The following is a 23,595-nucleotide window of genomic DNA, read 5'->3' on the forward strand; positions in this document are numbered from 1 at the left end:
CAAAGGCCGCCGCGGGTCCGGACACGGCCACCACGACACCCCCGATCGCCGGTCCGATCGCTCGTGCGGCGTTGCCCTCGCCGCCTGGAAGCGGCCCAAGCAATTCGCCCCGTTGGAGCGGGAACATTTCGGCCACGCCATCCTCACCGGTCTGCTCTATGTCGACAACAGCCCCATCTTCCGCAGGATCCTGTTGCGCGCGGTGCTTTTCCTGTTTCCGGCGTCGGCCGTGCTCGCCCTGCTGCCGGTGGCCGCGGCACACCGGTGGCACCTGGGCGCCAGCGGCTACGGGGTGGCGCTGGCGGCGATCGGCTTGGGGGCGGTGCTTTCGGTGGCGTTTGCCGCACGGTTACGCCAGCAGGTTTCCGATAACGTCCTGCTGGCCGGGTCGGCCGCCGTGTACGCCTTGGCACCGCTGGCGGTGGCGTGGCTGCCGTTCGCCGCGGCGACTCCGATCTTGGTGCTGTCCGGTGCGTCATGGCTGATCACCCTGACGACGTTGAACGCCGCGGCGCAGCTTTCCCTGCCGCGTTGGGTGCGCGCTCGGGGCCTCGCGGTGTATCTGCTCGTCGCGACCGGATCTCAGGCGATCGGCTCCTACGTCTGGGGTGCGCTCGCCACGCGGGCGGGGATGCACACCGCGCTGATCGGGTCGGCGGTGGTGCTCGGCGTCGTCGCCCTCAGCATCTTCATCCTCCCGCTGCTGCCCTGCACCGGGACGCTGAGCGTCGACGTTTCCACCGCCTGGCCGTCACCCACACTGGTGTTCGAACCATGCCCGCAGGATGGGCCGGTGCTGGTGACCGTCCGCTATCAGGTTCCGCCCGCGAACCGCCACGACTTCACCGAAGCGATGCGCGCGGTCAGGCAGTCCCGCCTGCGGACCGGCGGACACAGTTGGCGCCTGTATCACAGTGTCGGACAACCGGATACGTTTCTCGAGAGGTTTACGGTGGCCTCCTGGACCGAATTCGAGCGCCAGCGCACCGAGCGCTGGCTGGAATACGACACCGAGGGTGTCACCAAGGCAATGGGTTACACCGTGGACCGCAGTCGACAGCACGAGTACTTCCTGGCGCTGCGATTACGCCGCTGAACCGCGGGGGACGGTTGGAGCGATCCCGTGAGCCTTGACGCCGCATGGGCGGCTCCGGCCGAGCACGGCTACGACGCGACGACACGAACGACATCGCGGCAAGGGCCGGCGTCCGCAAGGACGAGAACCGAATCAGGTTGCGGCGGCCAGCAAGTCGCGCACCGCATCGTCGACCGTCCCCAGCAAGTCGGGGTCGATGCCGTGACGGCCGCGCACCAGTATCGAGGCGTTGTTGGCGGGCGGCAGCCCCTCGGCAGGACTGAGCCCGTCGGGGAACTTGCCGATCATCGGCAGCAGTGCCACACCGAGCCCCGATCGCACCGCCGCGTAGAGGCCGGACAAATCACCGCACTCGGCGGCGATCTCGTACTCGATATGGTGGCCTTCCAGAATCGCGAAGGCCGGCTCACGCAATGTGCACGGCTCGGCGAAAATCACCAGCGGCAGCGGCTCTCGCGGTGAGAGCGTCAGTGTGCGCGCGGAAACCCACTGCAACTGAACAACTCCCGACGCGTTAGCGCGATCCAGACCCGCCCCGTCGAGCATGATGGCCAGATCGACCAAACCGCGGTCGATCGAATCGGCCAGCGACACGTTGCGGTCGAGCCGGAAGCGCACCCGCAGGTCGGGGAGTCGCTCGCGCAACACCCGGGACAGGCCGGCAAGCATCACATCGGCGCCGTGTTCGGTGGCGCCGATGGTCAGGACCTTGTGTTCGGTCGCACCCAGGTCATCGAGCGCGTTGTCGTGCGCCGCCAATATCGTGCGCGCATGGCGTAGTGCCTTCTGCCCGACCTCGGTGAAGGCGACCCCCCGTCCCGAGCGTTGCACTATCGGTTCACCGACCACCGCTTCGATGCGGCGCAGATGCTGGCTGACCGCGGACTGGCTCAGGTGCAGGGCGGCGGCGGCACGGTGGAAACCGCCGCAGTCGGCGACGGCGACGAGGCTGCGCAGCGGCGCGATATCGAGCACCTGGGGCATAGCCGCACTGTAATCCGATCAATCAAACTAATCAATAATCGGCAACCAAGTCGCGAATAAGCACGCCTGCCGGGGGAGCGATAAGGTCTCGCGATCAATCGTGATCGCCAATAATCGTTGGACTGCGTCGGTCATTCAAGCCAACATGGGTGGCATGCCTCTGCCCCGCATGCCAGTCACCACCGCCACGGCGGTGACGTTCTTCTACGCCCTCGGATACCCGATCGGCACCCTGGCCGTAACCGCCATGACGCCGATGGCCGCGCTGGTGCTGCGATTCAGTTTGGCCGCAACGATCCTGGCGATCTGGTCGATCGTGGCCAGGGCCGGCTGGCCGCGCGGAGCGCAGTTCGGCCACGTCCTGGTCACGGGTCTGCTGATCCAGGGCGTGCAGTTCTGCTGTTTGTACGAGGCCGTTCAGCTCGGGGCGCCGGCGGTGCTTTGTGCGGTGGTGATTGCGATGAATCCGGTGGCCACCGCGATCCTGGCGACGACGTTCCTGCGGGAGCCGCTCGGCGTCCTGCGAGTGGTTGCGCTGGCGCTCGGCGTCGTCGCGGTGCTGGCCGCCTGTTCCCGAAGGCTGATGAGCACCCACGGCGTCGATCCGGTCATCGTGTTGCTTGTCGTTGGACTGCTTGGACTTTCGGCGGGCGGCGTGTATCAGCAGCGGTTCTGCACCGGCGTCGACTTCCGGGTGATGAGTGCCATGCAGAATGCCGTCGGGTTGATACCCGCCGCGGCGTTCGCGATCGTCACGCCGTTCACGGTCCACGACGGCGTCAAGGCGGTGATCGCGGTCAGCGGCATGGTCCTGCTGAACGCCACGCTCGCGGTGAGCCTCTACGTGCGGGCCATCAATACCCACGGTGCAACGGCGGTGGCGATGCTGTTCGCCGTCATTCCCGCCGTGGCCGGAGTGTTGTCGTGGATGATCCTGGATCAACGTCCCGATGCGGGGATCGCGGTCGGCCTGGTGCTGGGAGGGCTCGCGTGCTGGATCAACACCCGGGCATCCGGCCGGCGCCGACCAGCGAGGGTGGGCGCGCCCACCGCGAGGCTGCCGCAGGGCGAGTTGCAGGACGCGCCGCGCTGAGGCCGCGAGCGCGCGCCTTGGGCGCAGCGGCATTGCCGATAGCTCGTCGACCGTCCGTTCATCCGACGTTGCCCGTCTGTGACAATGCACCCTGCGGGTTATGCAACGGAGGCATGGGTGAACTTTGGCAGGGGGCGTCGTCCAGGATCACGGTGGGTCGCGGCGGTGGTGGCAGCCTTTGCATCGGCAGCCGCGTTCACGTGCCCTGCCGTTGCCCACGCGGACGCGCAACTGTGCGACCCGGCGAGCGTCGACACCAATCAAATGTGCCACTTCGACGCCTCGGCTCCACTGTCGGACATCAGCATGGTGTTTCCGGCCAACTATCCCGACGAGCAGACGATGATCGGCTATCTGACCAAGGTCAACGACGACTTCGGCAGCGCGCGCGGACCGGTGAACGCGCTGAAATCGCCGACAGCGCTGAAGGTTACCGGTACCCGGTACAGTTCGGGTCCCCCGGCCTCCGGCACCCAGTCGGTTGTCACCGAGATCTATCAGAATCTCGGCGCCGCCCACCCGTTGGTGTGGTACAGATCCTTCAACTTCAACCTGGCCAACCAACAACCGATCACCTTCGATGCGTTGTTCCGGCCGGGAAGTCAACCGCTGCAAACGATCTTGCCGATCGTGCAGAAGACCCTGGCCGACCGGTATCGGGCGAAGGTGTCGATTCCGCCGGCCACCGGGCTCCAGCCGACCAACTACCAGAGTTTCGCGATCACCAATGACGCGATCGTGTTCTTCTTCGATCAGAACGCGCTGCAGCCGGCGATGGAAGCGACGCAAGTGTCGGTGCCGCGCAATGCGATCGCGTCGATGATCAGTCCCGAGATCGCGTAGCCGGATAACCCACCCGCGGGAGGCGTCATGACAGCCGGCGACCAGCAGGCCGACGAGCAAGCCATTCGGGCGCTCATCGATCGACAGGTAATTGCCTGGGCCGCAGGCGATCCCGCGGGCTACGCGAGCGTGCTCACCACCGACGCCGACTACATCACCTTTCTGGGCGGCCGTCACGTCGGACGCGATGCCATCGCGGCATCGTATGTTCCGCTCTTCAGGAAGCTGCTCAACCGAACACAGCTGCGAGTAGACATCGTCGGGGTCCGATTTCTCACACCCGACGTTGCGCTGATCCACGCGAACGCGTCGGTGGTCAGAGCGGGACGACGGCGCAGTCGCCGCAACGCCCGCGTGAACACCAGCGTGGCCTTGCGGGCGGACGGTCGCTGGCAACTCGTCGCCTCGCAGAACACCGCACACCGGTGGATCGCCGAAAAGCTCATGGCTAAATTCTTTTCCTGAAGCATCGCCGCCCGACTAGCGTTGTGTGGTCATGAGGGTGCGAATGGCCACGGCGCAGGACGCAAATGCGGTCGCGCAGATCTATCTGCCCTACGTGCGCGACACGGCGATCTCCTTCGAGGCGACGCCCCCAGGCGCCGACGAGATGCGCTCCCGGATGACGAGGACGCTCGCGCGGCTGCCCTGGCTGGTCGTGGCCGACGGTGATCGAGTCAAGGGGTTCGCCTACGCGAGTCCGCACCGCGCGCGTGAGGCATACCGCTGGTCGGTCGACGTCTCGTTGTACCTGGATGCATCGATTCACCGCCGAGGCCACGGCCGCCGGCTTTACGTAGCGCTATTCAATGTGCTTGTCGCACAAGGCTATGTCAACGCGTATGCGGGCATTGCGTTACCCAACTCCGCCAGCGTCGGCTTGCACGAAGCGCTGGGTTTCACGCCGGTTGGCACCTTCCGCGGCGTCGGTTTCAAACACGAAACGTGGTGGGACGTCGGCTGGTGGCATCGCCGGCTGGTCGAACCGCCCCCCGCACCGCCGGAGCCGATGGCCTGGTTCCAACTGCCCGATCACGCCCTCGACACCGCCCTCGCCGCACCCACGGACAGCGGTTTCACCGGAGGATGCGCTCGATGACCCCGCTGCTGTGGGACCAGCACACGTGTCCACCGCTCAAGGCGGTCGCCGACCACCACGGCCTCGAGTCGACTCTAGGGCAACAGCTTCAAGGCAGATCGACCTTGCTGGCCAGCCAGCGGCCGTCCACCTTCTCCATGGTCACCTTGACGCGGCTGCGATCCAGCTGAGGGGCCGGGGCGGCCCCATTGCTCACCGACTGGTCGACGAACAGCACCACGTCCACCTTGTCTTCGGTGGCGGACTGGACCGCGGCCTCGATCACACTCCCATGCGCCGCCGCCTTGTTGTCGATGAGCGTCTGGCGCAGCTGGGCGCTGGATTTGGTGTACATGTCCTTGAATTCACCGGTCGACCCGTCGAGGACGTCGGTGAAGTTCTTGTCGATTGCATTGGTGTCCACACTGGTGAGCGTGAGAACGTACTTCTTGGCCGCAGCCAGTGCCTGGGCGGCCGCGACCTCCCGCTGGTGGTGCTGAAACAACAGCCAGCCCTCATAACCCGAACCCGCGATCAAGACGGCCAGCACGGCCGCGGCGGTCCAGCGAACGGCGTTGAACCGGCGAGGCTTTCGGGCATCCGGGCGCACCTCGTCCGCGAGCTCCTGGTTGTCGCCCGCCGTGTCGGGCTCGGCGGTCTCCTCGGCGTCGTCGCTCGTGTCGGGTGATACGTCGGCCGGCGTCACATCGCCGCCGGACTCGTCGGCATCGGCGCCCGTGGGCGCCGGTGGATGCGTCGCGTCATTGCCGATATCCGCCACGGCGAGGCGAAAGCGGCTTACCAACCACGTTCCCGGGTTGCCGACTGGTCGTAGTGCTGGGCGGTGATTCATCAGTTGCATGCGCCGGAGTCGCGAAGCGCGTTCGCCCAGCCGGTGGCCGAGACGATGTTCGCGTGGGTGACTCCTGACGGATCCTTTCTCTTGATGCTGTCGCTGATGCGCGACAGTTGAAATGCCAAGTGCGTCATCGATTCACCGCCGTAAACCGGCGAGTACGGTCCGAAGTTGTCGGGCTGGTTGGTAACGATCAGTGGCTTGACTCGAGGCGCCAGGAACGCCGTCGACTGGTCGATGTTGGCGACCACGGCGCGGGCGTATCCCTGCACGCGGCCGACCGAGTAATCGTCATGCCGGTCGCCGAGGTAGCGGTTGAAGTCGTTGATCTGGTCCATCAGCGGTTCGAACTGCGCCTTGAACCACTGGCACGAGTCCGACATTCCGCCGATCATCTCCGGTGTCACCCGTGCGGTGAACGTGTTGTACGGCCAGATGTCGAAGTTCGGCGACCATTCACTGGGCGCGGGCGTGAAAACCGGCAATGGCGGCGGGGGCTGGCCGGCATCGGCGGCGGCATATCCGGACAGCGAGATGGCAACGGCCAGTGCTGGACCGGCGCACGATAGGCCGCCACCTGCTCGTCGCAACCTCGTCAGATTCATCCGCTCTTCCCCAGGAATACGATATCCCGCGGTCACCGAATACCGAACCACCATCTCATTGCCAAACGCTCATTAACATCAGCGCCATGGTAGGGGATCTTCTCGCGAAGCCCGCGATGCGTCAAGGGGCCATTACCAGGCGAAGCAGCGGGATGACCACGGGTCACCGTGGGAGAACGCGTCCCGACGTGGCGGCGAAGGCGACGCAGTCGACGGAGTCGGATCTTTCGCAGAAGCCGAGCAGCGGTTAACATAGCCGCCCGTGGGGGCACAGCGACCGTTCACCGATGACCGAGCGTCCGAGGGCGTGGCCACTATCCAGGAGTGGTCCGCGGGGTACGTTGTGCGGCACCCCCTGGCCTCACTCAACACCCTCGGCGAGCAGTACATCCTCGCGCTGCGCACCATCGAGTACTGCATGGTCGACCTGTTCACCGGGCGCTTCCAATGGGCCGAGTTCATCCGCCAGGGCGCGTTCATGGCCGCCACGGCGGTGCTGCCGACGGTGCTGGTGGCGCTGCCGATCGGGGTGACTCTCTCCATCCAGTTCGCCCTGCTGGCCAACCAGGTCGGGGCGACGTCACTCGCCGGAGCGGCCAGTGGGCTCGCGGTGATTCGCCAGGCCGCCTCGCTGGTGGCCGCGGTCCTCATGGCGTCCGCCGTCGGGTCCGCGATCACCGCCGATCTCGGTTCCCGCACCATGCGCGAGGAGACCGACGCCATGGAGGTGATGGGTGTTTCGGTTATTCGCCGCCTGGTGGTGCCGCGCTTCGCCGCGGCCATCATGGTCGGCGTTGCCCTGACCGGAATCACTTGCTTCGTCGGGTTTTTGGCCAGCTACCTGTTCAACGTCTACTTCCAGCGCGGCGCGCCCGGGAGCTTCGTGGCGACCTTCTCGTCGTTCGCCACCACCGAGGACATGGTCGTAGCGTTGCTCAAAGCCGTCATCTACGGCGCCATCGTGGCGGTAATCGCCTGTCAGAAAGGGCTTTTCACCAAGGGCGGTCCGGCGGGCGTCGCGAATTCGGTCAACGCCGCCGTGGTGGAATCGATTCTGGTGCTGATGATCGTCAACGTCGGGATCAGCGAGCTGTACAACGCGTTGTATCCCAGGACCGGGTTGTGACATGACGGCGTCCGCCTACGTCCCCACCTTGGCCCGCCCCTTTGTCGGCGCCTATCGGGCCGCGGCCGCCCCGACAATGCGGCTGGGGCACATGCTGGTGTTCTTCGTGCGGGCCGTGCTCGCCGTGCCGTCCGTGCTGCGGCAGTACCGCACGGAATTCCTGCAACTGCTGTCCAACATCGCCTGGGGCAACGGCTCGATCGTGGTCGGCGGCGGCACGGCCGGCGTCGCGGTGGTGCTCGGCTTCACCGCTGGCGCTCTGGTCGCCGTGGAGGGATACAACTTCCTCAATCTGCTCGGCTTAGGCCCCGCGACCGGCATCATCTCATCGCTGGTCAACACCCGCGAGCTGGCGCCGATCATGGCTTCGCTGGCCTTCGCGATGCAGGCCGGCTGTCGCTTCACCGCGCAGCTGGGTGCCATGCGCATCGCCGAAGAGATCGACGCCCTGGAATCGTTGGCCATCCGCCCCATCCCGTTCCTGGTCACGACGCGGCTGATGGCCTCTGTCATCGCGGTCATCCCGCTTTACATCGCGTGCCTGGCGGTGACGTACCTGACGTGTCAGGTGGTCGCCGAGGTGATCAGCGGTGGCTCCATCGGTCCGTACCTGCACTACTTCACGATGATGCTGAATGCCAAGGACATTGCCTATTCCGTGCTCAAATGCGTTGTCTTCGTGTGGCTGTCCTCCACCGTGCAGTGCTACTACGGCTTCTATGCCGCGGGCGGGCCCGAGGGCGTGGGAGTGGCCGCCGGGCACGCCATGCGGGCCAGCATCACCGGCGTGATCATGGTCAACATGTTGCTCACCATGGCGCTGTGGAGCATCGACGCCGGCGCGAGATTCGGTGGCTGAATGCCGAATTCGCTAGATTTCGACGGCCGGGGACCCTCCGATCACCAGCTGCTGGCCATGGGCGCCACGGTGCTGCTGATCGCGGGACTCATCACGGGCGCCCTCTTGTTGAAATCCACCGGAAAACTCAATGACTACGTCCGCGTGGTCGCCGAGCTGACGAACGTGGGCGACGGCCTGCCCGCCCGCTCGGACGTGAAGTATCACGGGCTGCTCGTCGGCGCCGTCGACAACGTCGTCCCGGCGGCATACGGCAAACCCAACTATGTGCAGATCAACCTCAAACCCGAATACGCCAAGGACATTCCGGGCGCGGTGACCGCGCGCGTGGTGCCCAGCAATGTGTTCGCGGTGTCGTCGGTGCAACTCGTCGACGGCGGACCAGGTTCGAGCATCCGCAGCGGGGCGCGAATCCCCGAAGACCAGCAGCTTTCGACGGTGATCTTCCAGACGACGATCAGCAAGCTGCGTGACATCCTCGCCGCAACCGGCCGGGGCCGCGAGGACCACAGCGTGGGACTTCTGGCCGCCGTGGCGGCCGCCACCAACAACCGCCGGAGTGCGCTACTCACCGCCGGCGCGCAATTGACTCGCGTGCTCGACGAGCTCAACTCCATCGTCGCCACCGATCCCGGGCCGACCACGGTCTCCGCGCTGTTGGATGCCACCCGGGGTCTGCAGTCCACGGCACCCGAGCTTGTCGATGTGCTGCATGATGCGGTCAAACCGATGCAGACGCTGGCCGAAAAGCGGGAGCAATTTCGCTCGCTGGTCACCGGTTCACATCACACCATCGGGGTCAACCGCCAAGCGTTCGACAACCACACCGATCAGCTGATCGAGATGACACAGAACCTCACACCGGTCCTGGGCGTATTCGCCTTGCACAGCGACAAGTTCGTGCCCATCTTCACTCGATTGAACCGGTTGTCCGACAAGTTCTTCGAAGAGGTATGGGATCCCGAACTCGACACCGGAAACATGCGGGTCAATCTGGCGCTGACACCGAGCTACACCTACACCCGCGCCGACTGCCCGCGGTACGGCCAGTTGCTGGGGCCCAGCTGTTATACCGCCCCGACCATCGCGGTCCGGCCCGACCTGCCCGAGGTTCTGCTACCGCAGAACTATCACCCGCCAGCGGATCTGGCGCCGCCCCCGGGCACCCAGGTTGGGCCCGACGGCAACCTCGTTCCGGTCGGACCGCCCCTGTACAACCCGAACCCCAGCCTGCAAGACCCCAACCCGCCCTTACCGTGGTGGCCGTGGCCCATCGGTCCGGCGCCCCGGGTCCCGGGAACCGCCGATCCCGATGACGCGCCGCCGCCTCCGCCGGGGCCGAACCCCGGCCCACCCGGCGCGGTCGCGCCGTCGGGATTCGGCGGCAACGTCGGACCCGTTGGCAGCCAACACGAACGCGACCAGCTGGGCTTGATCACCGGGCAGGGACACTCGGCGTCGGTGGCGACCCAACTGCTGCTCGGCCCGGTGGCGCGCGGTACGTCCGTCTCGTTGAAACCCGCGCAACCACAACCGGTAGGCGGGCCGAAGTGAAGGTACGGGGGCCGTTGATCGGGCTGTCGATCTTCATGGCGATCGCCATCGCCGTGACGTGGATGGTGTACGCCACCCTCCGGCGTGACGTGGCCGGTCCGACCACGCCGTACGCGGCGATGTTCACCGACGTCTACGGATTGCGCATCGGTGACGACGTCCGAATGGCCGGCGTGCGTGTCGGGCGCGTCGAAAACATCGAGCTCACCGGCAAACTGGCGAAGGTCTCGTTCATCGTCGAAAACGATCAGCATCTCTACGGGAACACCGTGGCATCGGTGACCTACCAGAACATCATCGGCCAGCGGTACCTGGGCCTGTCGCTGGGCGAGATCGGCAACAGGGCAACACTTTCCGCAGGAAGCGTGATACCGGTGCAGCAGACGGACCCCTCGTTTGACGTCGGCAAGCTGCTCAACGGTTTCGAGCCGCTGTTCACCCTGCTCAACGCCAAGGACGCCGACGACCTCACCAAGGGCGTCCTGCAGTCGCTGCAAGGCGATCAGGCATCGATCCCGCTACTGGTGCAGCAGACCTCGACGATCACCCGAACGCTGTCCGCCCGCGATCAATCCCTGGGCGATCTGATCAGCAACCTCACGAAGGTCACCGACACCGTCGCCCGCGAGAACGACGACCTCGACCGTGCACTCGACCAAACCCGCGATGCGGTGGCCAATTTTGACAACCGCCGCGCGGGGCTACAGGACTCGGTGGGTTCGATCGCTCGGGTGACCCGTCGGCTCTCGGCGATCGCCGACGACGTGGACCCGTCGTTGAACGAACTGATCACCCGAGAGCCCGGGTTCACCAAGCACATGGTCGGCATCGAACCCCAGCTGGCCTTCACCGGAGACAACCTGCCGCTGCTGCTCAAGGGTTTCGCGCGCGCCGTCAGCGAGGGCTCCTACGGCAACGCCTACGCGTGCGACCTGAACGCGACCGGCTTCTTCCCGGGGCTCAACGACATCACGACATTCATCGTCAACGCGGCCACCCCCGGCAACGCCTACCCGATCACCACAAAGAACATGGGGTGGCATACCCCGCGATGCAGGAACATGGCCAATGGCTGACTCGCTCAGGGCCCCGTGGTCGCGGCGTCGTCCGCTCGAGTCATACAACAGGACCTGGCTGGGGCTGGCGGGATTGGCGCTGGTCGCCGTCCTCGTCGCGGTGTCGCTGGGAATCAAGCTGCTCGGCATCGGCTACACCCACTACACCGCCGAATTCCTGCAGGCCGCCACGCTTCGACCCGGCAACCCGATCACCGTGGCCGGCATCGAGGTCGGACACGTCACCAGCATGAAGCTCGACGGCGATCACGTCGAAGCCGGACTGAGCGTGCGCGACAACATCACCCTCGGCAAGAACACCCGCGCGGTGATCAAGGTGATGACCATCCTGGGTTCGCGCTACCTCGAGCTGGTTCCCGACGGCCCGGGCTCGCTGCCGGCCAGGACGATCAGCCTGAGCCACACCGAGGTGCCCTACGACCTGCAGTCACTACTCGAGGACGCCACCACCACGTTCGAGCAGGTCGATTCCGACCAGTTCGCGCAGTCGCTCGCGGTGCTGGGCAAGCAGCTTGGCGGCGTACCGCCACTGATACCGCAGGCCGTCGCGAATCTGCAGACCCTGTCGACCATCACCGCGGACCGTCGGGGCCAACTCGGCACGCTACTGAAAAGCACTCAGCGAGTGGTCAATACCCTGCGGCGCCAGCAGACCAACATCGGCCATCTGATGGATCAGGGCCAGGATCTGCTTGGGCACCTGGTGGCCCGGGAGGCCACCTTTCACGCCATGTTCGCCGGACTGACGGACCTCGTCGACCAGCTCGACAAGATCGTCGTCAACAACCGGCCGCTGCTCGACGAGCTGTTCGCAAACCTGCACCAGCTGACGAACATGGTCGGCCAGCACGACGACTTGCTGCGAAACCTGTTGCAAGTCGCCCCCGTGGCCCTGCGCGGTCTGACCAACGCGACCGGCTATGGGCCGGTCGTCGAGTTCAACCTTCCCAATGGTCTCGCCATCGATTCATGGATGTGTGCCATCAGCGGTCGCGCCAAAGAGTTCAAGATGATCCAGTACTTCAAGGACTGCAAATGACCACCGGCAGGCGCAAACTCATCGCCGTAAGTGTCGCGGTCGCGGCGCTGGCCGCCATCGCCGTAGGGCTGGTCGGCCACTACGTGAAGTCGCGCCTGGACACCATGACGGTGATCGCGCAATTCGACAGCGCCGCTGGGCTTTACGAGGGGAACGTGGTGGCGGTGCTGGGCATGCCGGTGGGTAAGGTCAGCAAGGTCACGTCCAAGGGCAGCTACGTCGAGGCCGAGTTGACGGTGGACAAGAAGGTCAAGATCCCGGCGGCCGCCCGCGCCGTCACCATCACGACCTCCATCCTCACCGACCGGCAGGTGGAACTCACTCCGCCCTACCGAGGCGGCCCGGTGCTGAAGAACCACGACACGATCGGACTCACCCGAACCAAGACGCCGGTGGCTTTCGACCGCGTGCTGGACATGCTCGACAAGGTGTCCAAATCGCTGAAGGGCGACGGAAGGGGTGGGGGCCCCGTCGCCGACCTCAGTGACTCCGCGGTCGCCATCACCGACGGCAACGGCAAGAAGATCCTGTCCGCTCTCGACCAACTCTCCAATGCCCTGCGGCTCAGCTCCGAGCGGGGCGGGACCACCCGCGAGCAGTTGACCACGATTATCACCGACCTCAGCTCGATCACCGAGGCCGCCGCCCGCAACGACACCAAAGTGCGTCAATTCGGCTCGACCACACGCCAACTCAGCCAGATGCTCGCCGACGAGAAGTTCGGCACCGGCGCCACCGGACGGACCATCAACCGCATCCTCGAGGAAGTCACCACGCTGATCGAGCAGAACCGGGACAACCTCAAGCAGGCGGTCCGCAACGGCGATACCGTCGCCAAGACGATCGTCGAGGACCAGCGCGGAGTGTCCGAGATGCTCGACGTGCTCCCGATGACACTGGAAAACCTCTACAACACCGTCGATCGGAACAACGGCGCGATCCGCGTGCACGGGCTGCTGGACAAAGCCCTCACCGACAGCCAGTCCGCCAAGGAGCTCTGCAATCTCATGCACTTGCGTCAACTCGGTTGCAGCACAGGCACACTGCAAGACTACGGACCCGATTTCGGCCTGACCTACATTCTCGACGGCCTCTCGGCGATGGGGCAGTAGCGATGAACGTCGTCAAGCACAAATTGGTAGTGGCGCTCAGCGCAGCCATGGTCAGTTCCGGTTGCGCCACCAACGGGTTATCCAGCCTGCCGCTGCCCGCGCCGGGGATCGGCAATGGCGGATACCTGCTCAACGCGGTCTTCTCCAACGCGCTGAACCTTCCAGCCCATGCGAAAGTCAAACTCGCTGGCGCCGACGTCGGGCAACTCGAATCGATGGTCGCGCGCAACTACACCGCGGTCACCACCCTGCGCATCATGGACGGCGTGCGGGTGCCGGCCGGCAGCACCGCAGAACTGCGATCGGCGACACCGCTCGGCGACGTGTTCGTCGCGATCAAGCCGCCGACCCCGATGGATCCCCGCGCGCCGCTGCTGAAAAGCGGCGACACCATCGGCCTGCCTGCGACCCGTGCCGCCGCCACCGTGGAAAGCGTGCTGAGCTCGGCCGCGCTGCTGGTCAACGGCGGCGCGGTCCGCAACTTCACCAACATCGTCAACGGCGCGGGCAAGGCGACCGGTGATCAGGGACGCGCTTTCGGCGACTTGATCAACCGGACCAATCTGCTGTTGAGCAAGCTCAATTCGCGCTCCGAGCAGATCGATGCGGCGGTGACCGAAACGGCCGAACTCGCCGACCGGGTGGATCAGAAGAACCAGGCGCTCTCCGAAATTCTGCAAGCCGTCGGCCCGGCAACCAACGTGTTGTCCAGCAACGCCGACGAAATCGCCGACGTGGTAGACGAACTCGGCGCCACGACCCATCAGCTGTCCAAATTCCCGTCGATCGCGGGCACCGACAAGACGGGCCGCAGCGTATTAAAGGACGCCAACACGATCGCCGCCGCATGGAACGACGTCGTGTTGAGCCCCGATACCAGCCTCGCCGGCCTCAACAGGCTGATCCCGCCGTTCGTGAAAGCCACGCCCAGCGACGCGATTTCGGTGCGCGGCAGCTTCGACCGGCTGGTGATGGGCTCGCGGCCGGGCACCGGGGCGGAGACGGGGGGATTCAAGGGTGATCCCGTGTTCCACGGACCGATGCGCCGCGACTGGAACTACATGATCGGGTCCATCAAATACGTCCTGTGGCGCCTACAGGAACGGGTCGTCGGCCGCGGCCCGCAGACACCGATGGGCCAAAACCCTTGGACGCCGGTCGGTCCGCCGCTTCCGCCGGCACCCGCCGGTCAAGCGCCGCCGGATCCTATGATTCCGGAACCACCGCGGTGATCGACACCCTCGGCCGGTTCATCGTCGCCGCGGTCAAAGCGGGACACCGGCGGCGCGCGTGGCTGTCCGGCCTTGCCCTGGCTCTGACCCTCGTCGTCGGCGTGACGTACCTGGCGATCGGGGCGCTGCGGATCAACCCCTTCGAGTCGACCTACCGGGTCACCATCCGGCTGCCCGAATCCGGTGGGCTGCTGGCCAATCAAGACGTAGCGGTCCGGGGGATCCGGGTCGGGCGCATCCAATCGCTGCGGCCCGTACCCACCGGCGTCGAGGTGATCGCGAATATCAATGCGAATACCAGGATCCCCGCCGCCAGCCCGGTCCGGGTTTCCGGATTGTCCCCTGCGGGCGAGCAGTACATCGATTTCGAGCCCGCATCCAACGCCGGCCCGTTCCTGTCGAACGGCAGCGTGATCGGCCCACAGCACACGACCACGCCGATTCCGCTGTCGCAAGTGCTCGCCGACGCCGACGGCCTGCTGGCCCAAACCGACCCGAAGAAGCTCGAAATCGTCAAGCGCGAACTGAGTTTGAGCAAGGATGGGCCGCAGAAGCTCACCGACATCATCGACGGTGCCACCTTCCTGCTGTCGACGATGGACCCGGTGCTGCCGCAGACCGTGACCATGCTCAAGACCAGCCGGGTGGTCCTGACGACACTGTCGGACAAGAACGCCGGGTTGGGTGCGACGTCCCGCAATATCGGGGACCTCATGACCGGCGTGAACAAGATGGACGGCGGCTACCGCAGATTCGTCGATCGAACCCCGCACGCCCTGTCCTCGGTGGACAACCTGTTCGACGACAACTCCGACACCATGGTCGGGTTACTGGCCAATCTGGTCACCACCGCGCGGATCGTCTATCTCCGCGTGCCGGCGCTGAACGCGGTCTTCCCCGACTATCGCGGCTCGACACTCGAGGCCCTGATGACGACCATGCACGAGCATGGGCTGTGGGCGACCGCCGACATCTACCCGCGTTACACCTGCGATTACGGCACCCCGCGGCGGCCGTCGTCATCGGCGGACTACCCCGAGCCCTTCCTGTACACCTACTGCCGAGACGACGACCCCCAGGTATTGATCCGGGGCGCCAAGAATGCGCCCCGACCGGGCGGCGACGACACCGCGGGGCCGCCCCCCGGCGCCGACCTCGGCCAGACCGCCGATCCAACACCCAAGGGACGCTTCACCATTCCCACGCCCTACGGCGGACCGACCCTGCCGATCGAACCGCCCCACTAAGCCCACGAGCCCTTCACCACCGCAAGGAGACACCGCCGTGACACTAACCGCCGACCACGACTGCAGTACGAGCGAAGACACCGAGACCCCGCCTGACGACCAGCCGGAAGCCTCCGCGAACGCCGACGGGCAGGACGCGAAAGGCCGCACCTGGCGATGGAAACGTCGGGGCCGCATCGCGGTTGTCGCCGCCGTCTACGCCGGGGCGTTCGTCCTCGCCGGTGGGTTGGGCTGGAAGCTGTGGGACGAGCACGCGGTGGACCAGGCCGGGCAGGCGGCCCAGCGGACCGCGATCGACTACGCCCAGGTGCTCACCAGTATCGACTCCGGCCAGGTCGACCAGAACTTCTCGGCCGTACTCAACGGGGCCACAGGCGATTTCAAGGAGACGTACACCAAAGCCGGCGCCCAGCTTCGGCAACTGCTCATCGACAACAAGGCCGCAGCCCATGGCACCGTCGTGGATTCGGCGATTCAATCGGAGAGCAAAACCAAGGTGGTGGTGTTGTTGATGGTCGACCAAACCGTCAGCAACGCCGTGCGGCCCGACGGTCGGGTTGACCGAAGTCGGATGAAGATGACGATGGAAAACGTCGGCGGCCGCTGGCTGGCCAGCAAAGTCGAACTACCCTAGGGCGTTTCGGTCATGCGGTTGATTCGAGTCTCGGCCGGTGCGGCGCTGGTGGCCGCCGCGGTGTTGAGCGCACCGGCGGCATCGGCCTCGGCGCAGTCGTTTTGCGGCGAGCTCGGCGGCGATTGGGACGGGCAGTACTGCCACACCTCGGTGTTGTCCGAGCGAAAGGCGGTCCGCGACATCAAGATGGCGTTGCCCGGCGACCTGGTCGAGAACCCCACCAGTGGTCCACCCATCCGTGAATACCTGCGGAATTTGATGAACAACTGGCGCACCAAGGGCGCATCAATGGTCCAAGACAGCTGGGGCGAGGAGAACTATCAGGTGTTCACCCATGGGCGCGCGCTCAGCGTGGCCTTCCACGAGGACTACCACGCCGACGGCCCGGCATTCAACAACGCCTATCGCACGTTCACCTTCGACATGGCCGGCGGTAGGCGGTTGCAGCTGGCCGACATCACCAAGCCGGGCCTCGACCCGCTGACCGCAATTCCACCGTTGGCCGAGCCGTCCATCCAGGACGCGCTCGACCATGCCGCATGGCAACACAATCCGGGAACGTATCCGTTCACCCTCGATCGGTGGACACCGGACAAGGTCTTCTCGGGCGGCTACAAAGCCTGGGCGCTCACGCCCGACGAGCTGGTGCTGTACATGCCGGACTACCCGGTGGGACACGACTCGCCTATCCAGTACGGCCAATCGGAGCAATGGTCCATGGACGGAGGGGCCGTCGAGCCACACATTCCGCTCAGCGCACTGAGCTCGGTCCTGCGCCCGGAATTCGGCGGGGCGTAGCGGGGATAGACGTCTGATGACCTCGGGTAGGACGCCGCGCCCAGCGGCGCGCGGGAGGCTTGCCGGCTCCGCGATACCGCTTGTCGACCGATCGCCCCGACGGCCGCTGCTGCGGCTACGGTGATCTGTATGCCATCGGCTAGCCGCTCCTCCGCAGATCAAGTAAAGCGGCGCCCGAAGGACCGCAAGATCCAAATCGCCCGCGCCGCCACCGATGCATTCAGCGAGTTGGGCTATCACGCGGTCAGCATGGAAAACATCGCGGCGCGGGTCGGGATCTCCGCGGCCGCGCTGTACCGCCACTCGCAGGGCAAGTACGACCTGTTCCGCGAAGTCTTCTTGGCGCTGGGACAGCAACTGGTCGACGCCACTGCGTTCGCTGATGACCTGCCCGCCGATGGCGATCCCGAAGAGCAGCTCAGCGCGCTGGTCAGTGCGTTGATCGACTCCACGATCGTCAACCGCACCGCCGGCGGACTGTATCGCTGGGAGGGCCGCTACTTACGTGGTGACGATCAACACGCCCTGGCCGAACAGATCAAACTGATCAACCGGCGCCTGCAGCGTCCACTGATGAGGCTTCGCCCGAAACTCACGTCGCGGCAACGCTGGATCCTGTCGGCGGCCACCCTGAGCGTGATCGGCAGCATCACCGACCATCGGTCGCGGCTGGGCAATTCCGAGATCCGCGCGGCGCTGGCGGACATCTCGGCCGCGGTGTTGCGGGCCGACTTGCCAACCCAGCGCGGTCGCGGATCCGAGCAGCCGCGCACGGCGACGCTGACCAGCGCAGCCGGAACCTATGAACTTCTTTTGCACGAATCGATGCGCCTGTTCAACGAACGCGGCTATCGCGAGACCGGGATGGAAGACATCGCGGCGGCGGTGGGCATCCCGGTTGCCAGCATCTATCAGTACTTTCCGGGCAAGGCCAACATTCTGGCCGTCTATTACCGGCGTGCTGCCGACCAACTCTCCGGCGACCTGTCCAGCATCTTGGCCACCAGCGCCGACCCGGAACAGGCGCTCGCACAACTCATCGAGGCCTACGTCAGCCGCTCGTTCGCCAACCCCGAATTAGCCTGCGTCTACTACACCGAGCGGCACAACCTGCCCGACACCGACGCGGTACTGCTGTACAACATTCAGCGTTCCACCGTCGAATCCTGGGCCAGCCTCGCCGTCGCGGCCAGGCCGGAGCTCACGCTCGGCCGCGCGCGATACGCCGTCCACGCCGCGTTCGCCCTCGCGGTGGACACCGGCCGACTCGTCTACCCCGACGCCAGCGCGGCCGCCGGACTCACGGTGCGCCGCCTGATGGAGGTCACGCTGCTGGGACGACCGGTCGCAGCGCCTCGGAGCGCGCCACGCGGTGGCCGGCAGCGCCGCTGACATGCCGTTGTGGAGCCCCCGGCAAAGAATCTTCCCGCACTTGCTTCTTGGAAACAAACCGCTGCGATGCATCGAGCGCGAGCCGAACGCCCCTTTGCGCCACCATATCTGAGCGTTCGGCTGCTGCGTGACTGCGCCGCCGAATCGAGCGCAGCACTACCGAATCGCACGAATGGGGATTAACATATACGGGTCTAGTCCGCACGCCGGGACGCGGTGGGTCCTCAGCACTTCGGTGTAGGTCGGCTTCGAACCCGGCAGCACCCGCGCGAAAGGCATGCCCATGCTCAGCAGGATCCGCTCAGTCCTGGAGTACCAACTGACCATCGCCGAGCTGCTGGGCCTGGGGATCCTGCTGGGGACGCCGTACCTGATCGTCGGCGTGATCTGGTCGAGCACCCACACCCAGCATCTGCACGACATGCACGGCGTCGACCTGGTGGTCTCATTCCTCGGCTCGATCGTCTCTTGGCCGGTGCTGCTTTTCGCCAACGTCTGCATGACCTAGGGGGGCGCATGACCAACCGCGGGCCGCTGGTCGTCTCCGCTGCCGTGGTGTTGCTGGCCGCGGGGCTCTTCGCGCTGTACCTGCCGGTTTTCATCGACGCCTACGATCAGTTCGGCTGGCAAGTCAAGTGCGGCAGCGGCTTTGCCACCGATCTGGCCCAGGCGTCCAGCGCGGTCGGCGTGGGCGGCAAGTATGTCGACCAGTGCGATCACGCGCTCCTGATCCGGCGGTTATGGGCGATTCCCGCGGCGGCGCTGGGCGGGTTGACGTTGACATGGCAGGCGGGCGTGGCGCTTGCCCACGACTACCGGCGGTCCACACCGGCGGTCCGGCAATCTGAACTACCTTGCCTCTAACGGGCTTTCGCCGAGCCAAGGTTGAGGCGACTAGCGGGTGCTCTCGTCCGGTAGGTCGTGCCGGGATTGGTGCAATCCGGGGCCGTTCGGATCCTCCTCCTGGTGCTCGAGCTGCTCCTGCAGCTTGCGCTGTTCCTCGGTTGCCTTTCGGGCGTCCTCGGGCGCCGCGGGCGGGTCGAAGTTGACTTGCTGATCCACCGAGATCTCCTCTGAACGTCTGAAATGCCTTTCGTCAGGTTCGCCCGAATGACGGCCATTGAAACCCCCGCCCGGCCGCCGACGCCGATGGCGCAGCTCACGCGCGGGATCGAGCGGGAAATCAGTATTGCTTGACCACCGCGCGCGGCGCCGTTCGCCACGTCCTGGTTCCGTTGCCCTGCGGTCGGGGCGGATCGAGTAGCAATACGGCCAGCCCATCGAGCAACACCGGCCGTACCCAGTCGCCCAGGTCGATCATCTCGCCGGGCCGCGGCTGCCGGAAAGCGTCGTCGCGGGCGAGGTCGATCGGAGTCAGGTCGAATACGGTCTCGATGGTGGCCCGGTCGGGCAGCTTGCGGATTCCGGGCAAGGTGATGAACAGTCCGTCGTTGCCCGACAGGTGCAGGCCGACCGCCGCGAGCGCGCCGGTCGTCCCCTCCCGGGTGCCGCCGTGGCCGGACAGGTGGATGCCGAGTGTCGTGGCGAGTTCGCGAGCCTCATTGGGGCACAGCACTTCCCGTTTGGCGCGGAGACCGAAGTCGACCAGCCGCGCCGCGCTGCCGGCGAGTTCACCCGGAACGACGACGGCGAGCCCCGGATCCGCATCGGGCGGGCACACCGTTTCCAGGAAGTGTCCGGCGAACTCGATGATCCCGGTGCGCACCGCGTGCGGATCACCGCCGGGGCTGCGCCAGGCCAGACACGCGCTCGAGTTATGGGACGTGTACGGGATCCGATCATCGACCAGCAGCTGGTGTCTCGTGGCGCCCGCGGGTGAGCCGAGTTCGGCCGCCTGTAGCTCACGCAGCAGCGCGCGGGCCCGCCGGCCGGTGCCGGGGGTGTACGGGTTGTCGGTGTCATCGATGCCGATCAGCAGGTCGACACCGGCCAACGCGGTACCGGTGATCACGGGTTGACCACCAGGTCGGTGACGTCGCGAACCCACTGATCGCGGCTGAGCTTTGCGCCGGTGAGCTTGAGTGTGTGGCGTTTGGTGAAGCCGAGGATGGTCCGATCGTCGAGCTCGCCGACCGTCAGGGTCTGGGCCGGGTCGCGCCCTTCCACCCGCACGCTGATGACCCCGGTAGCGCCCGCGGCGTCGAGGATCGAACGCACGCTGGGGCCCTGCTGCACGCGGTGTGATTGCGGCGTCGCGACCTGAACCTGGGGCAGCTGCTCGAGTCGCGACAGGGTGAATCGGTCGAGCACCCGGTGGTTGTTCTGCACGACGAGCTGGACCTCGGTCTCCGACGCGCCGCACGCCACGAGTCCCGCAGCCAGGGCGAAAACCGCAACCGCCCGAGTCAGTAGCGTATTGCTGCGCATTTACGGGTCCTATCCTGTGAATTCGCCGTAAATGAGGATTAGTGTAGATGCTCGCGGCTTATGATCTGCGCATGACCGTGCTGATGCACTCAACGGCCGGATCCACCGCCGTCCGCGAGGCGGCGTTTCCGCTGGTTGCGGTCGCCGCCATCGTCGCGTCGACCGATATCCGGATGCCCCTGGGGCTGCCCGGTCACCGCGGGCTGATCTGGCTGACCCTGCTGGTGGCGGTCGCGCTGGTGACGGCGCGTCGCGAGACGGTGCTGGCGGTCGGCGCGGCGTCATCGATCGCGGTGCTGCCGATCCATGGATTGAGCGATCCACTGTGGAGCAGTCGCTATGGGGCCGCGGCGGCGTTGCTGTTTACGGTGGGCTCGGTTCCGGTGGTGCGCTCGCATCGGTGGTTACTGGTGCTGGCCGCCGCGCCCATTCACCTTGTCGCGCTTGCCAGTTCGGTCGCCTCAGGGCACACCATGTCGGCGTGGGTATCGAACGGAATGCTCGAGCGGGCGGCGTGGCACCTGATCTTTGGATTCGTAGCCGGTGTGCTCGCCTGGGTGGTGGCCCTGGGTGTGGGTTGGCCGCCTGCGGCCAGGGCGGCCGGCGCCGGTTCGGCGACAAGACGATACGAGGAGCGGCCGCTATGACGCTGCGAGTTATCCCCGAGGGCCTGGCCGCGACGAGCGCGGCGGTCGATGCGATCACCGCTGCGCTGGCGGCCGCGCACGCGGCGGCGGCGCCCGTGGTCTCGGTGGTGGTCCCGCCGGCGGCCGATCCCGTGTCGCTGGCGGCCGCCGCGGTATTCAGCGAGCGGGGAAGCCAGCATTCGGCCGCGGCGGCCAAGGGCGTCGAGGTGTTGGGTCGAGCCGGGTTGGGCGTGAGTCTGGCCGGCGTCGGTTACGCTGCCGGCGACGCGGCGGGTGCGTCGACCTATCTGGGCGCAGGCTGACGGTGACCGCGCCGGTGTGGATGGCTCTTCCGCCGGAGGTGCATTCTGCGCTGTTGAGCAACGGACCGGGGCCGGGCCCCTTGCTGGCGGCCGCAGCGACGTGGACGGCGTTGAGCGCCCAATATGATTCGGCGGCAACGGAGTTGACTTCCGTATTGACCGGCTCGGTTCCGGTGTGGGAGGGCCCGACGGCCGACAGCTACGTCGCCGCGCACATGCCGTATTTGGCGTGGCTGCAGCTGGCCGGCGCGCTGAGCGCCGAGGCGGCCGCTCAACACCAGGGGGTGGCCACCGCATACACCGCCGCGTTGGCCGCGATGCCCACGCTGCCGGAGTTGGCCGCCAACCATGCGACGCACACGGCCTTGGTGGCGACGAATTTCTTTGGGGTCAACACCATTCCGATTGCGCTCAACGAGGCCGACTACGCGCGGATGTGGACCCAGGCGGCCACCACCATGACCACCTACCAGGCGACGACCGCGGCGGTGCAGATGAGCAGCGCCGCTGGATCGGGCACCGGGGGTAAGGCGGGCAGCGGCTCCGGCACGGGCACCGGAACCGGAACTGGAAGCGGCACCGGCACTGGGACCGGCGGCGGTGGAGGCGGCGGCACGGGTTCCTTCCAGTTGCCCACGCCCGAAGAGATCTGGGAAATGCTGTTCGGGCCCGACGGTGAGCAGATCCCCGGGCAGGGCCAACCCAACTGGAGTCCATCGGAGTACCTGCAGAACCTGGGCAACTTCTTCAACGGCAACGCCCAGGCGGTGGCCTGGCTACAGCAGAACCTTTCCGGCCTGCTCAACCCGTCCCAATTCCCGGCTCTGATCAACTATTTCATCGCGTGGCAGACCTACCGGATCATCAACTGGACGATCCGGACACTGCGCTTCATTCTCCAGGAGCTGCCGCTGCTGCTGCAGGTCGGTTTGAGCCTGTCGATCACCAGCCTGGGAGGCCTGGCCGGCCTGGCGGGCTTGGCGGGCCTGGCCGGGCTGGCCGCGCCGGCCGGCGCTCCCGCTCCTGCCGTGCCGCAGCCCGCGGTGATGGGCGTGCAACCGCCGGCGGTATCGGCCGCTGCGGTGACGGCGCCCATGGCCCCGGCCGGCCCGGTAGCAACGGCGACGTCGATGGCGTCGACCCCGGCGCCCACGGCTTCGGCGGCTGTGCCGCCCGCGGCTCCACCCACACCACCCGCCCCGGTGACCGGATCCGAGGGCTTCGGTTACCTGGTGGGCAACGTTGGGCTCGGTATGGAATCGACGGCGCAGACCCGGGCCCACAACGCGGCGCCCGCCACGCAGAACGCGGCGTCGGCCGCCGGGGTGGCCGCGGCGGAGCAGCACCATGGACGCTCACGCCGGCGCCCGCGCTCGGTCGTCGACCCCGGATACCGCTACGAATTCATCGAGGCCGATGACGAGACGGCCGCCGCGGCTGCACCGGCGTCGTCCGCTCGGCACCTGCCCTCGGAATCCGGCGCCTCGGCACGGGGCTTCGCCGGGACGCTACCTCGGCCTGACCTGCGGGCAGCCGGCCTGATTACGTTGGGCGACAACGACTCCGGCGACGGCGCGCGCACGCCGATGCTGCCGGAGGGGTGGGACGGCCCGTAGGCCGCGCGGCCCGGTCCG

General features: G+C 66.4%; 27 protein-coding genes. 21 read left to right on the forward strand and 6 right to left on the reverse strand.

Going from position 1 to position 23,595, the window contains the following annotated elements:
- On the forward strand, positions 1-1,096 hold a 1,096-nt coding region (locus tag A5659_RS13760), incomplete at its 5' end, for an MFS transporter (protein ID WP_197498007.1).
- Positions 1,097-1,228: 132 nt separating this feature from the next.
- On the opposite strand, the gene A5659_RS13765 is transcribed toward A5659_RS13760, so the two are convergent.
- Positions 1,229-2,080 carry a LysR family transcriptional regulator gene (locus A5659_RS13765; RefSeq protein ID WP_066861123.1) on the reverse strand — a complete coding sequence of 284 codons (852 nt, stop codon included), beginning with the start codon at positions 2,078-2,080 and terminating at the stop codon, positions 1,229-1,231.
- A gap of 145 nt (positions 2,081-2,225) precedes the next feature.
- Between A5659_RS13765 and A5659_RS13770 the strand changes: the two genes are divergently transcribed.
- The 4 genes from A5659_RS13770 (at position 2,226) to A5659_RS13785 (ending at position 5,115) form a co-directional block, all read left to right on the forward strand.
- Positions 2,226-3,173, forward strand: a complete 948-nt coding sequence (locus A5659_RS13770) for a DMT family transporter (RefSeq protein ID WP_231997829.1) — start codon at positions 2,226-2,228, stop codon at positions 3,171-3,173.
- Between the two features lie 84 nt (positions 3,174-3,257).
- Positions 3,258-4,016 (forward strand): esterase, encoded by a 759-nt coding sequence (locus tag A5659_RS13775; RefSeq protein ID WP_066876506.1) that lies wholly within the window; start codon positions 3,258-3,260, stop codon positions 4,014-4,016.
- A 27-nt stretch (positions 4,017-4,043) separates the two neighbouring features.
- On the forward strand, positions 4,044-4,481 hold the full coding sequence (locus tag A5659_RS13780) for an SgcJ/EcaC family oxidoreductase (RefSeq protein WP_067181828.1): 438 nt from the start codon (positions 4,044-4,046) through the stop codon (positions 4,479-4,481).
- Positions 4,482-4,524: 43 nt separating this feature from the next.
- The gene (locus tag A5659_RS13785) at positions 4,525-5,115 is read left to right on the forward strand and encodes an arsinothricin resistance N-acetyltransferase ArsN1 family B (protein ID WP_067022471.1); all 591 of its coding nucleotides are present in this window, start codon (positions 4,525-4,527) and stop codon (positions 5,113-5,115) included.
- Positions 5,116-5,203: 88 nt separating this feature from the next.
- Here A5659_RS13785 and A5659_RS13790 read toward each other — a convergent pair whose 3' ends face one another.
- Positions 5,204-5,956 (reverse strand): Mce protein, encoded by a 753-nt coding sequence (locus A5659_RS13790; protein WP_067181831.1) that lies wholly within the window; start codon positions 5,954-5,956, stop codon positions 5,204-5,206.
- The gene (locus A5659_RS13795; RefSeq protein ID WP_066876500.1) at positions 5,947-6,555 is read right to left on the reverse strand and encodes a hypothetical protein; all 609 of its coding nucleotides are present in this window, start codon (positions 6,553-6,555) and stop codon (positions 5,947-5,949) included. The genes A5659_RS13790 and A5659_RS13795 overlap by 10 nt, the downstream gene beginning before the upstream one ends.
- A gap of 262 nt (positions 6,556-6,817) precedes the next feature.
- Between A5659_RS13795 and A5659_RS13800 the strand changes: the two genes are divergently transcribed.
- From A5659_RS13800 to A5659_RS13860, 13 genes are all read left to right on the forward strand, one after another.
- Positions 6,818-7,681 (forward strand): ABC transporter permease, encoded by an 864-nt coding sequence (locus A5659_RS13800; protein ID WP_066861140.1) that lies wholly within the window; start codon positions 6,818-6,820, stop codon positions 7,679-7,681.
- Position 7,682: 1 nt separating this feature from the next.
- Positions 7,683-8,540, forward strand: a complete 858-nt coding sequence (locus tag A5659_RS13805; protein ID WP_067181834.1) for an ABC transporter permease — start codon at positions 7,683-7,685, stop codon at positions 8,538-8,540.
- Positions 8,541-10,094, forward strand: a complete 1,554-nt coding sequence (locus tag A5659_RS13810) for an MlaD family protein (protein ID WP_066876498.1) — start codon at positions 8,541-8,543, stop codon at positions 10,092-10,094.
- A complete protein-coding gene (locus A5659_RS13815) occupies positions 10,091-11,170 on the forward strand; it encodes an MlaD family protein (RefSeq protein WP_067181837.1) in 1,080 nt (359 codons plus the stop codon). Before A5659_RS13810 ends, A5659_RS13815 begins: the two co-directional genes overlap by 4 nt.
- Entirely contained in the window at positions 11,163-12,209 is a 1,047-nt protein-coding gene (locus tag A5659_RS13820; protein WP_067138765.1) for an MCE family protein, read from the forward strand. Before A5659_RS13815 ends, A5659_RS13820 begins: the two co-directional genes overlap by 8 nt.
- The gene (locus A5659_RS13825) at positions 12,206-13,321 is read left to right on the forward strand and encodes an MCE family protein (RefSeq protein ID WP_066861154.1); all 1,116 of its coding nucleotides are present in this window, start codon (positions 12,206-12,208) and stop codon (positions 13,319-13,321) included. Before A5659_RS13820 ends, A5659_RS13825 begins: the two co-directional genes overlap by 4 nt.
- A 2-nt stretch (positions 13,322-13,323) precedes the next feature.
- On the forward strand, positions 13,324-14,553 hold the full coding sequence (locus A5659_RS13830) for an MlaD family protein (protein ID WP_067181841.1): 1,230 nt from the start codon (positions 13,324-13,326) through the stop codon (positions 14,551-14,553).
- The gene (locus A5659_RS13835) at positions 14,550-15,800 is read left to right on the forward strand and encodes an MlaD family protein (RefSeq protein WP_067022536.1); all 1,251 of its coding nucleotides are present in this window, start codon (positions 14,550-14,552) and stop codon (positions 15,798-15,800) included. Before A5659_RS13830 ends, A5659_RS13835 begins: the two co-directional genes overlap by 4 nt.
- A gap of 37 nt (positions 15,801-15,837) precedes the next feature.
- The gene (locus A5659_RS13840; RefSeq protein WP_067181844.1) at positions 15,838-16,434 is read left to right on the forward strand and encodes an Mce protein; all 597 of its coding nucleotides are present in this window, start codon (positions 15,838-15,840) and stop codon (positions 16,432-16,434) included.
- Between the two features lie 12 nt (positions 16,435-16,446).
- The gene (locus A5659_RS13845) at positions 16,447-17,232 is read left to right on the forward strand and encodes a mannan-binding family protein (RefSeq protein ID WP_066861164.1); all 786 of its coding nucleotides are present in this window, start codon (positions 16,447-16,449) and stop codon (positions 17,230-17,232) included.
- Between the two features lie 129 nt (positions 17,233-17,361).
- Positions 17,362-18,624 (forward strand): TetR/AcrR family transcriptional regulator, encoded by a 1,263-nt coding sequence (locus A5659_RS13850; RefSeq protein ID WP_067022450.1) that lies wholly within the window; start codon positions 17,362-17,364, stop codon positions 18,622-18,624.
- Between the two features lie 283 nt (positions 18,625-18,907).
- Positions 18,908-19,132 (forward strand): hypothetical protein, encoded by a 225-nt coding sequence (locus A5659_RS13855; protein WP_066861264.1) that lies wholly within the window; start codon positions 18,908-18,910, stop codon positions 19,130-19,132.
- Positions 19,133-19,140: 8 nt separating this feature from the next.
- Positions 19,141-19,488 (forward strand): hypothetical protein, encoded by a 348-nt coding sequence (locus tag A5659_RS13860; protein ID WP_067181848.1) that lies wholly within the window; start codon positions 19,141-19,143, stop codon positions 19,486-19,488.
- A 30-nt stretch (positions 19,489-19,518) separates the two neighbouring features.
- Here A5659_RS13860 and A5659_RS28180 read toward each other — a convergent pair whose 3' ends face one another.
- From A5659_RS28180 to A5659_RS13870, 3 genes are all read right to left on the reverse strand, one after another.
- Positions 19,519-19,686, reverse strand: coding sequence for a hypothetical protein (locus A5659_RS28180; RefSeq protein WP_197498008.1), 168 nt, complete (start codon positions 19,684-19,686; stop codon positions 19,519-19,521).
- A 121-nt stretch (positions 19,687-19,807) separates the two neighbouring features.
- Positions 19,808-20,593, reverse strand: a complete 786-nt coding sequence (locus A5659_RS13865; RefSeq protein ID WP_067181872.1) for a hypothetical protein — start codon at positions 20,591-20,593, stop codon at positions 19,808-19,810.
- The gene (locus A5659_RS13870) at positions 20,593-21,012 is read right to left on the reverse strand and encodes a hypothetical protein (protein ID WP_067181851.1); all 420 of its coding nucleotides are present in this window, start codon (positions 21,010-21,012) and stop codon (positions 20,593-20,595) included. Before A5659_RS13870 ends, A5659_RS13865 begins: the two co-directional genes overlap by 1 nt.
- A gap of 71 nt (positions 21,013-21,083) precedes the next feature.
- On the opposite strand from A5659_RS13870, the gene A5659_RS13875 reads away from it, so the two are divergent.
- From A5659_RS13875 to A5659_RS13885, 3 genes are read left to right on the forward strand one after another with little or no spacing between them, the layout of a single operon-like run.
- A complete protein-coding gene (locus tag A5659_RS13875) occupies positions 21,084-21,659 on the forward strand; it encodes a hypothetical protein (RefSeq protein WP_067181874.1) in 576 nt (191 codons plus the stop codon).
- Positions 21,656-21,961 carry a PE domain-containing protein gene (locus A5659_RS13880; RefSeq protein ID WP_066876480.1) on the forward strand — a complete coding sequence of 102 codons (306 nt, stop codon included), beginning with the start codon at positions 21,656-21,658 and terminating at the stop codon, positions 21,959-21,961. The genes A5659_RS13875 and A5659_RS13880 overlap by 4 nt, the downstream gene beginning before the upstream one ends.
- A gap of 20 nt (positions 21,962-21,981) precedes the next feature.
- A complete protein-coding gene (locus tag A5659_RS13885; protein ID WP_067181877.1) occupies positions 21,982-23,577 on the forward strand; it encodes a PPE family protein in 1,596 nt (531 codons plus the stop codon).
- Positions 23,578-23,595: the final 18 nt, after the last annotated feature.

Origin of the sequence: Mycobacterium sp. 1165196.3, from assembly GCF_001673415.1 — a bacterium.
In the GTDB taxonomy this organism is placed as follows: Bacteria; Actinomycetota; Actinomycetes; order Mycobacteriales; family Mycobacteriaceae; genus Mycobacterium; species Mycobacterium europaeum_A.

Bases quoted from the DNA above. Each gene is read 5' to 3' on its own strand.
- A5659_RS13770 (WP_231997829.1), top strand. From the start codon at position 2,226: ATGGGTGGCATGCCTCTGCCCCGCATGCCAGTCACCACCGCCACGGCG.
- A5659_RS13850 (WP_067022450.1), top strand. From the start codon at position 17,362: ATGCCATCGGCTAGCCGCTCCTCCGCAGATCAAGTAAAGCGGCGCCCG.
- A5659_RS13825 (WP_066861154.1), top strand. From the start codon at position 12,206: ATGACCACCGGCAGGCGCAAACTCATCGCCGTAAGTGTCGCGGTCGCG.
- A5659_RS13860 (WP_067181848.1), top strand. From the start codon at position 19,141: ATGACCAACCGCGGGCCGCTGGTCGTCTCCGCTGCCGTGGTGTTGCTG.
- A5659_RS13885 (WP_067181877.1), top strand. From the start codon at position 21,982: ATGGCTCTTCCGCCGGAGGTGCATTCTGCGCTGTTGAGCAACGGACCG.
- A5659_RS13855 (WP_066861264.1), top strand. From the start codon at position 18,908: ATGCTCAGCAGGATCCGCTCAGTCCTGGAGTACCAACTGACCATCGCC.
- A5659_RS13830 (WP_067181841.1), top strand. From the start codon at position 13,324: ATGAACGTCGTCAAGCACAAATTGGTAGTGGCGCTCAGCGCAGCCATG.
- A5659_RS13870 (WP_067181851.1), bottom strand. From the start codon at position 21,012: ATGCGCAGCAATACGCTACTGACTCGGGCGGTTGCGGTTTTCGCCCTG.
- A5659_RS13805 (WP_067181834.1), top strand. From the start codon at position 7,683: ATGACGGCGTCCGCCTACGTCCCCACCTTGGCCCGCCCCTTTGTCGGC.
- A5659_RS13790 (WP_067181831.1), bottom strand. From the start codon at position 5,956: ATGCAACTGATGAATCACCGCCCAGCACTACGACCAGTCGGCAACCCG.
- A5659_RS13785 (WP_067022471.1), top strand. From the start codon at position 4,525: ATGGCCACGGCGCAGGACGCAAATGCGGTCGCGCAGATCTATCTGCCC.
- A5659_RS13845 (WP_066861164.1), top strand. From the start codon at position 16,447: ATGCGGTTGATTCGAGTCTCGGCCGGTGCGGCGCTGGTGGCCGCCGCG.
- A5659_RS13875 (WP_067181874.1), top strand. From the start codon at position 21,084: ATGACCGTGCTGATGCACTCAACGGCCGGATCCACCGCCGTCCGCGAG.
- A5659_RS13810 (WP_066876498.1), top strand. From the start codon at position 8,541: ATGCCGAATTCGCTAGATTTCGACGGCCGGGGACCCTCCGATCACCAG.
- A5659_RS13795 (WP_066876500.1), bottom strand. From the start codon at position 6,555: ATGAATCTGACGAGGTTGCGACGAGCAGGTGGCGGCCTATCGTGCGCC.
- A5659_RS13880 (WP_066876480.1), top strand. From the start codon at position 21,656: ATGACGCTGCGAGTTATCCCCGAGGGCCTGGCCGCGACGAGCGCGGCG.
- A5659_RS13820 (WP_067138765.1), top strand. From the start codon at position 11,163: ATGGCTGACTCGCTCAGGGCCCCGTGGTCGCGGCGTCGTCCGCTCGAG.
- A5659_RS13780 (WP_067181828.1), top strand. From the start codon at position 4,044: ATGACAGCCGGCGACCAGCAGGCCGACGAGCAAGCCATTCGGGCGCTC.
- A5659_RS13765 (WP_066861123.1), bottom strand. From the start codon at position 2,080: ATGCCCCAGGTGCTCGATATCGCGCCGCTGCGCAGCCTCGTCGCCGTC.
- A5659_RS13775 (WP_066876506.1), top strand. From the start codon at position 3,258: ATGCACCCTGCGGGTTATGCAACGGAGGCATGGGTGAACTTTGGCAGG.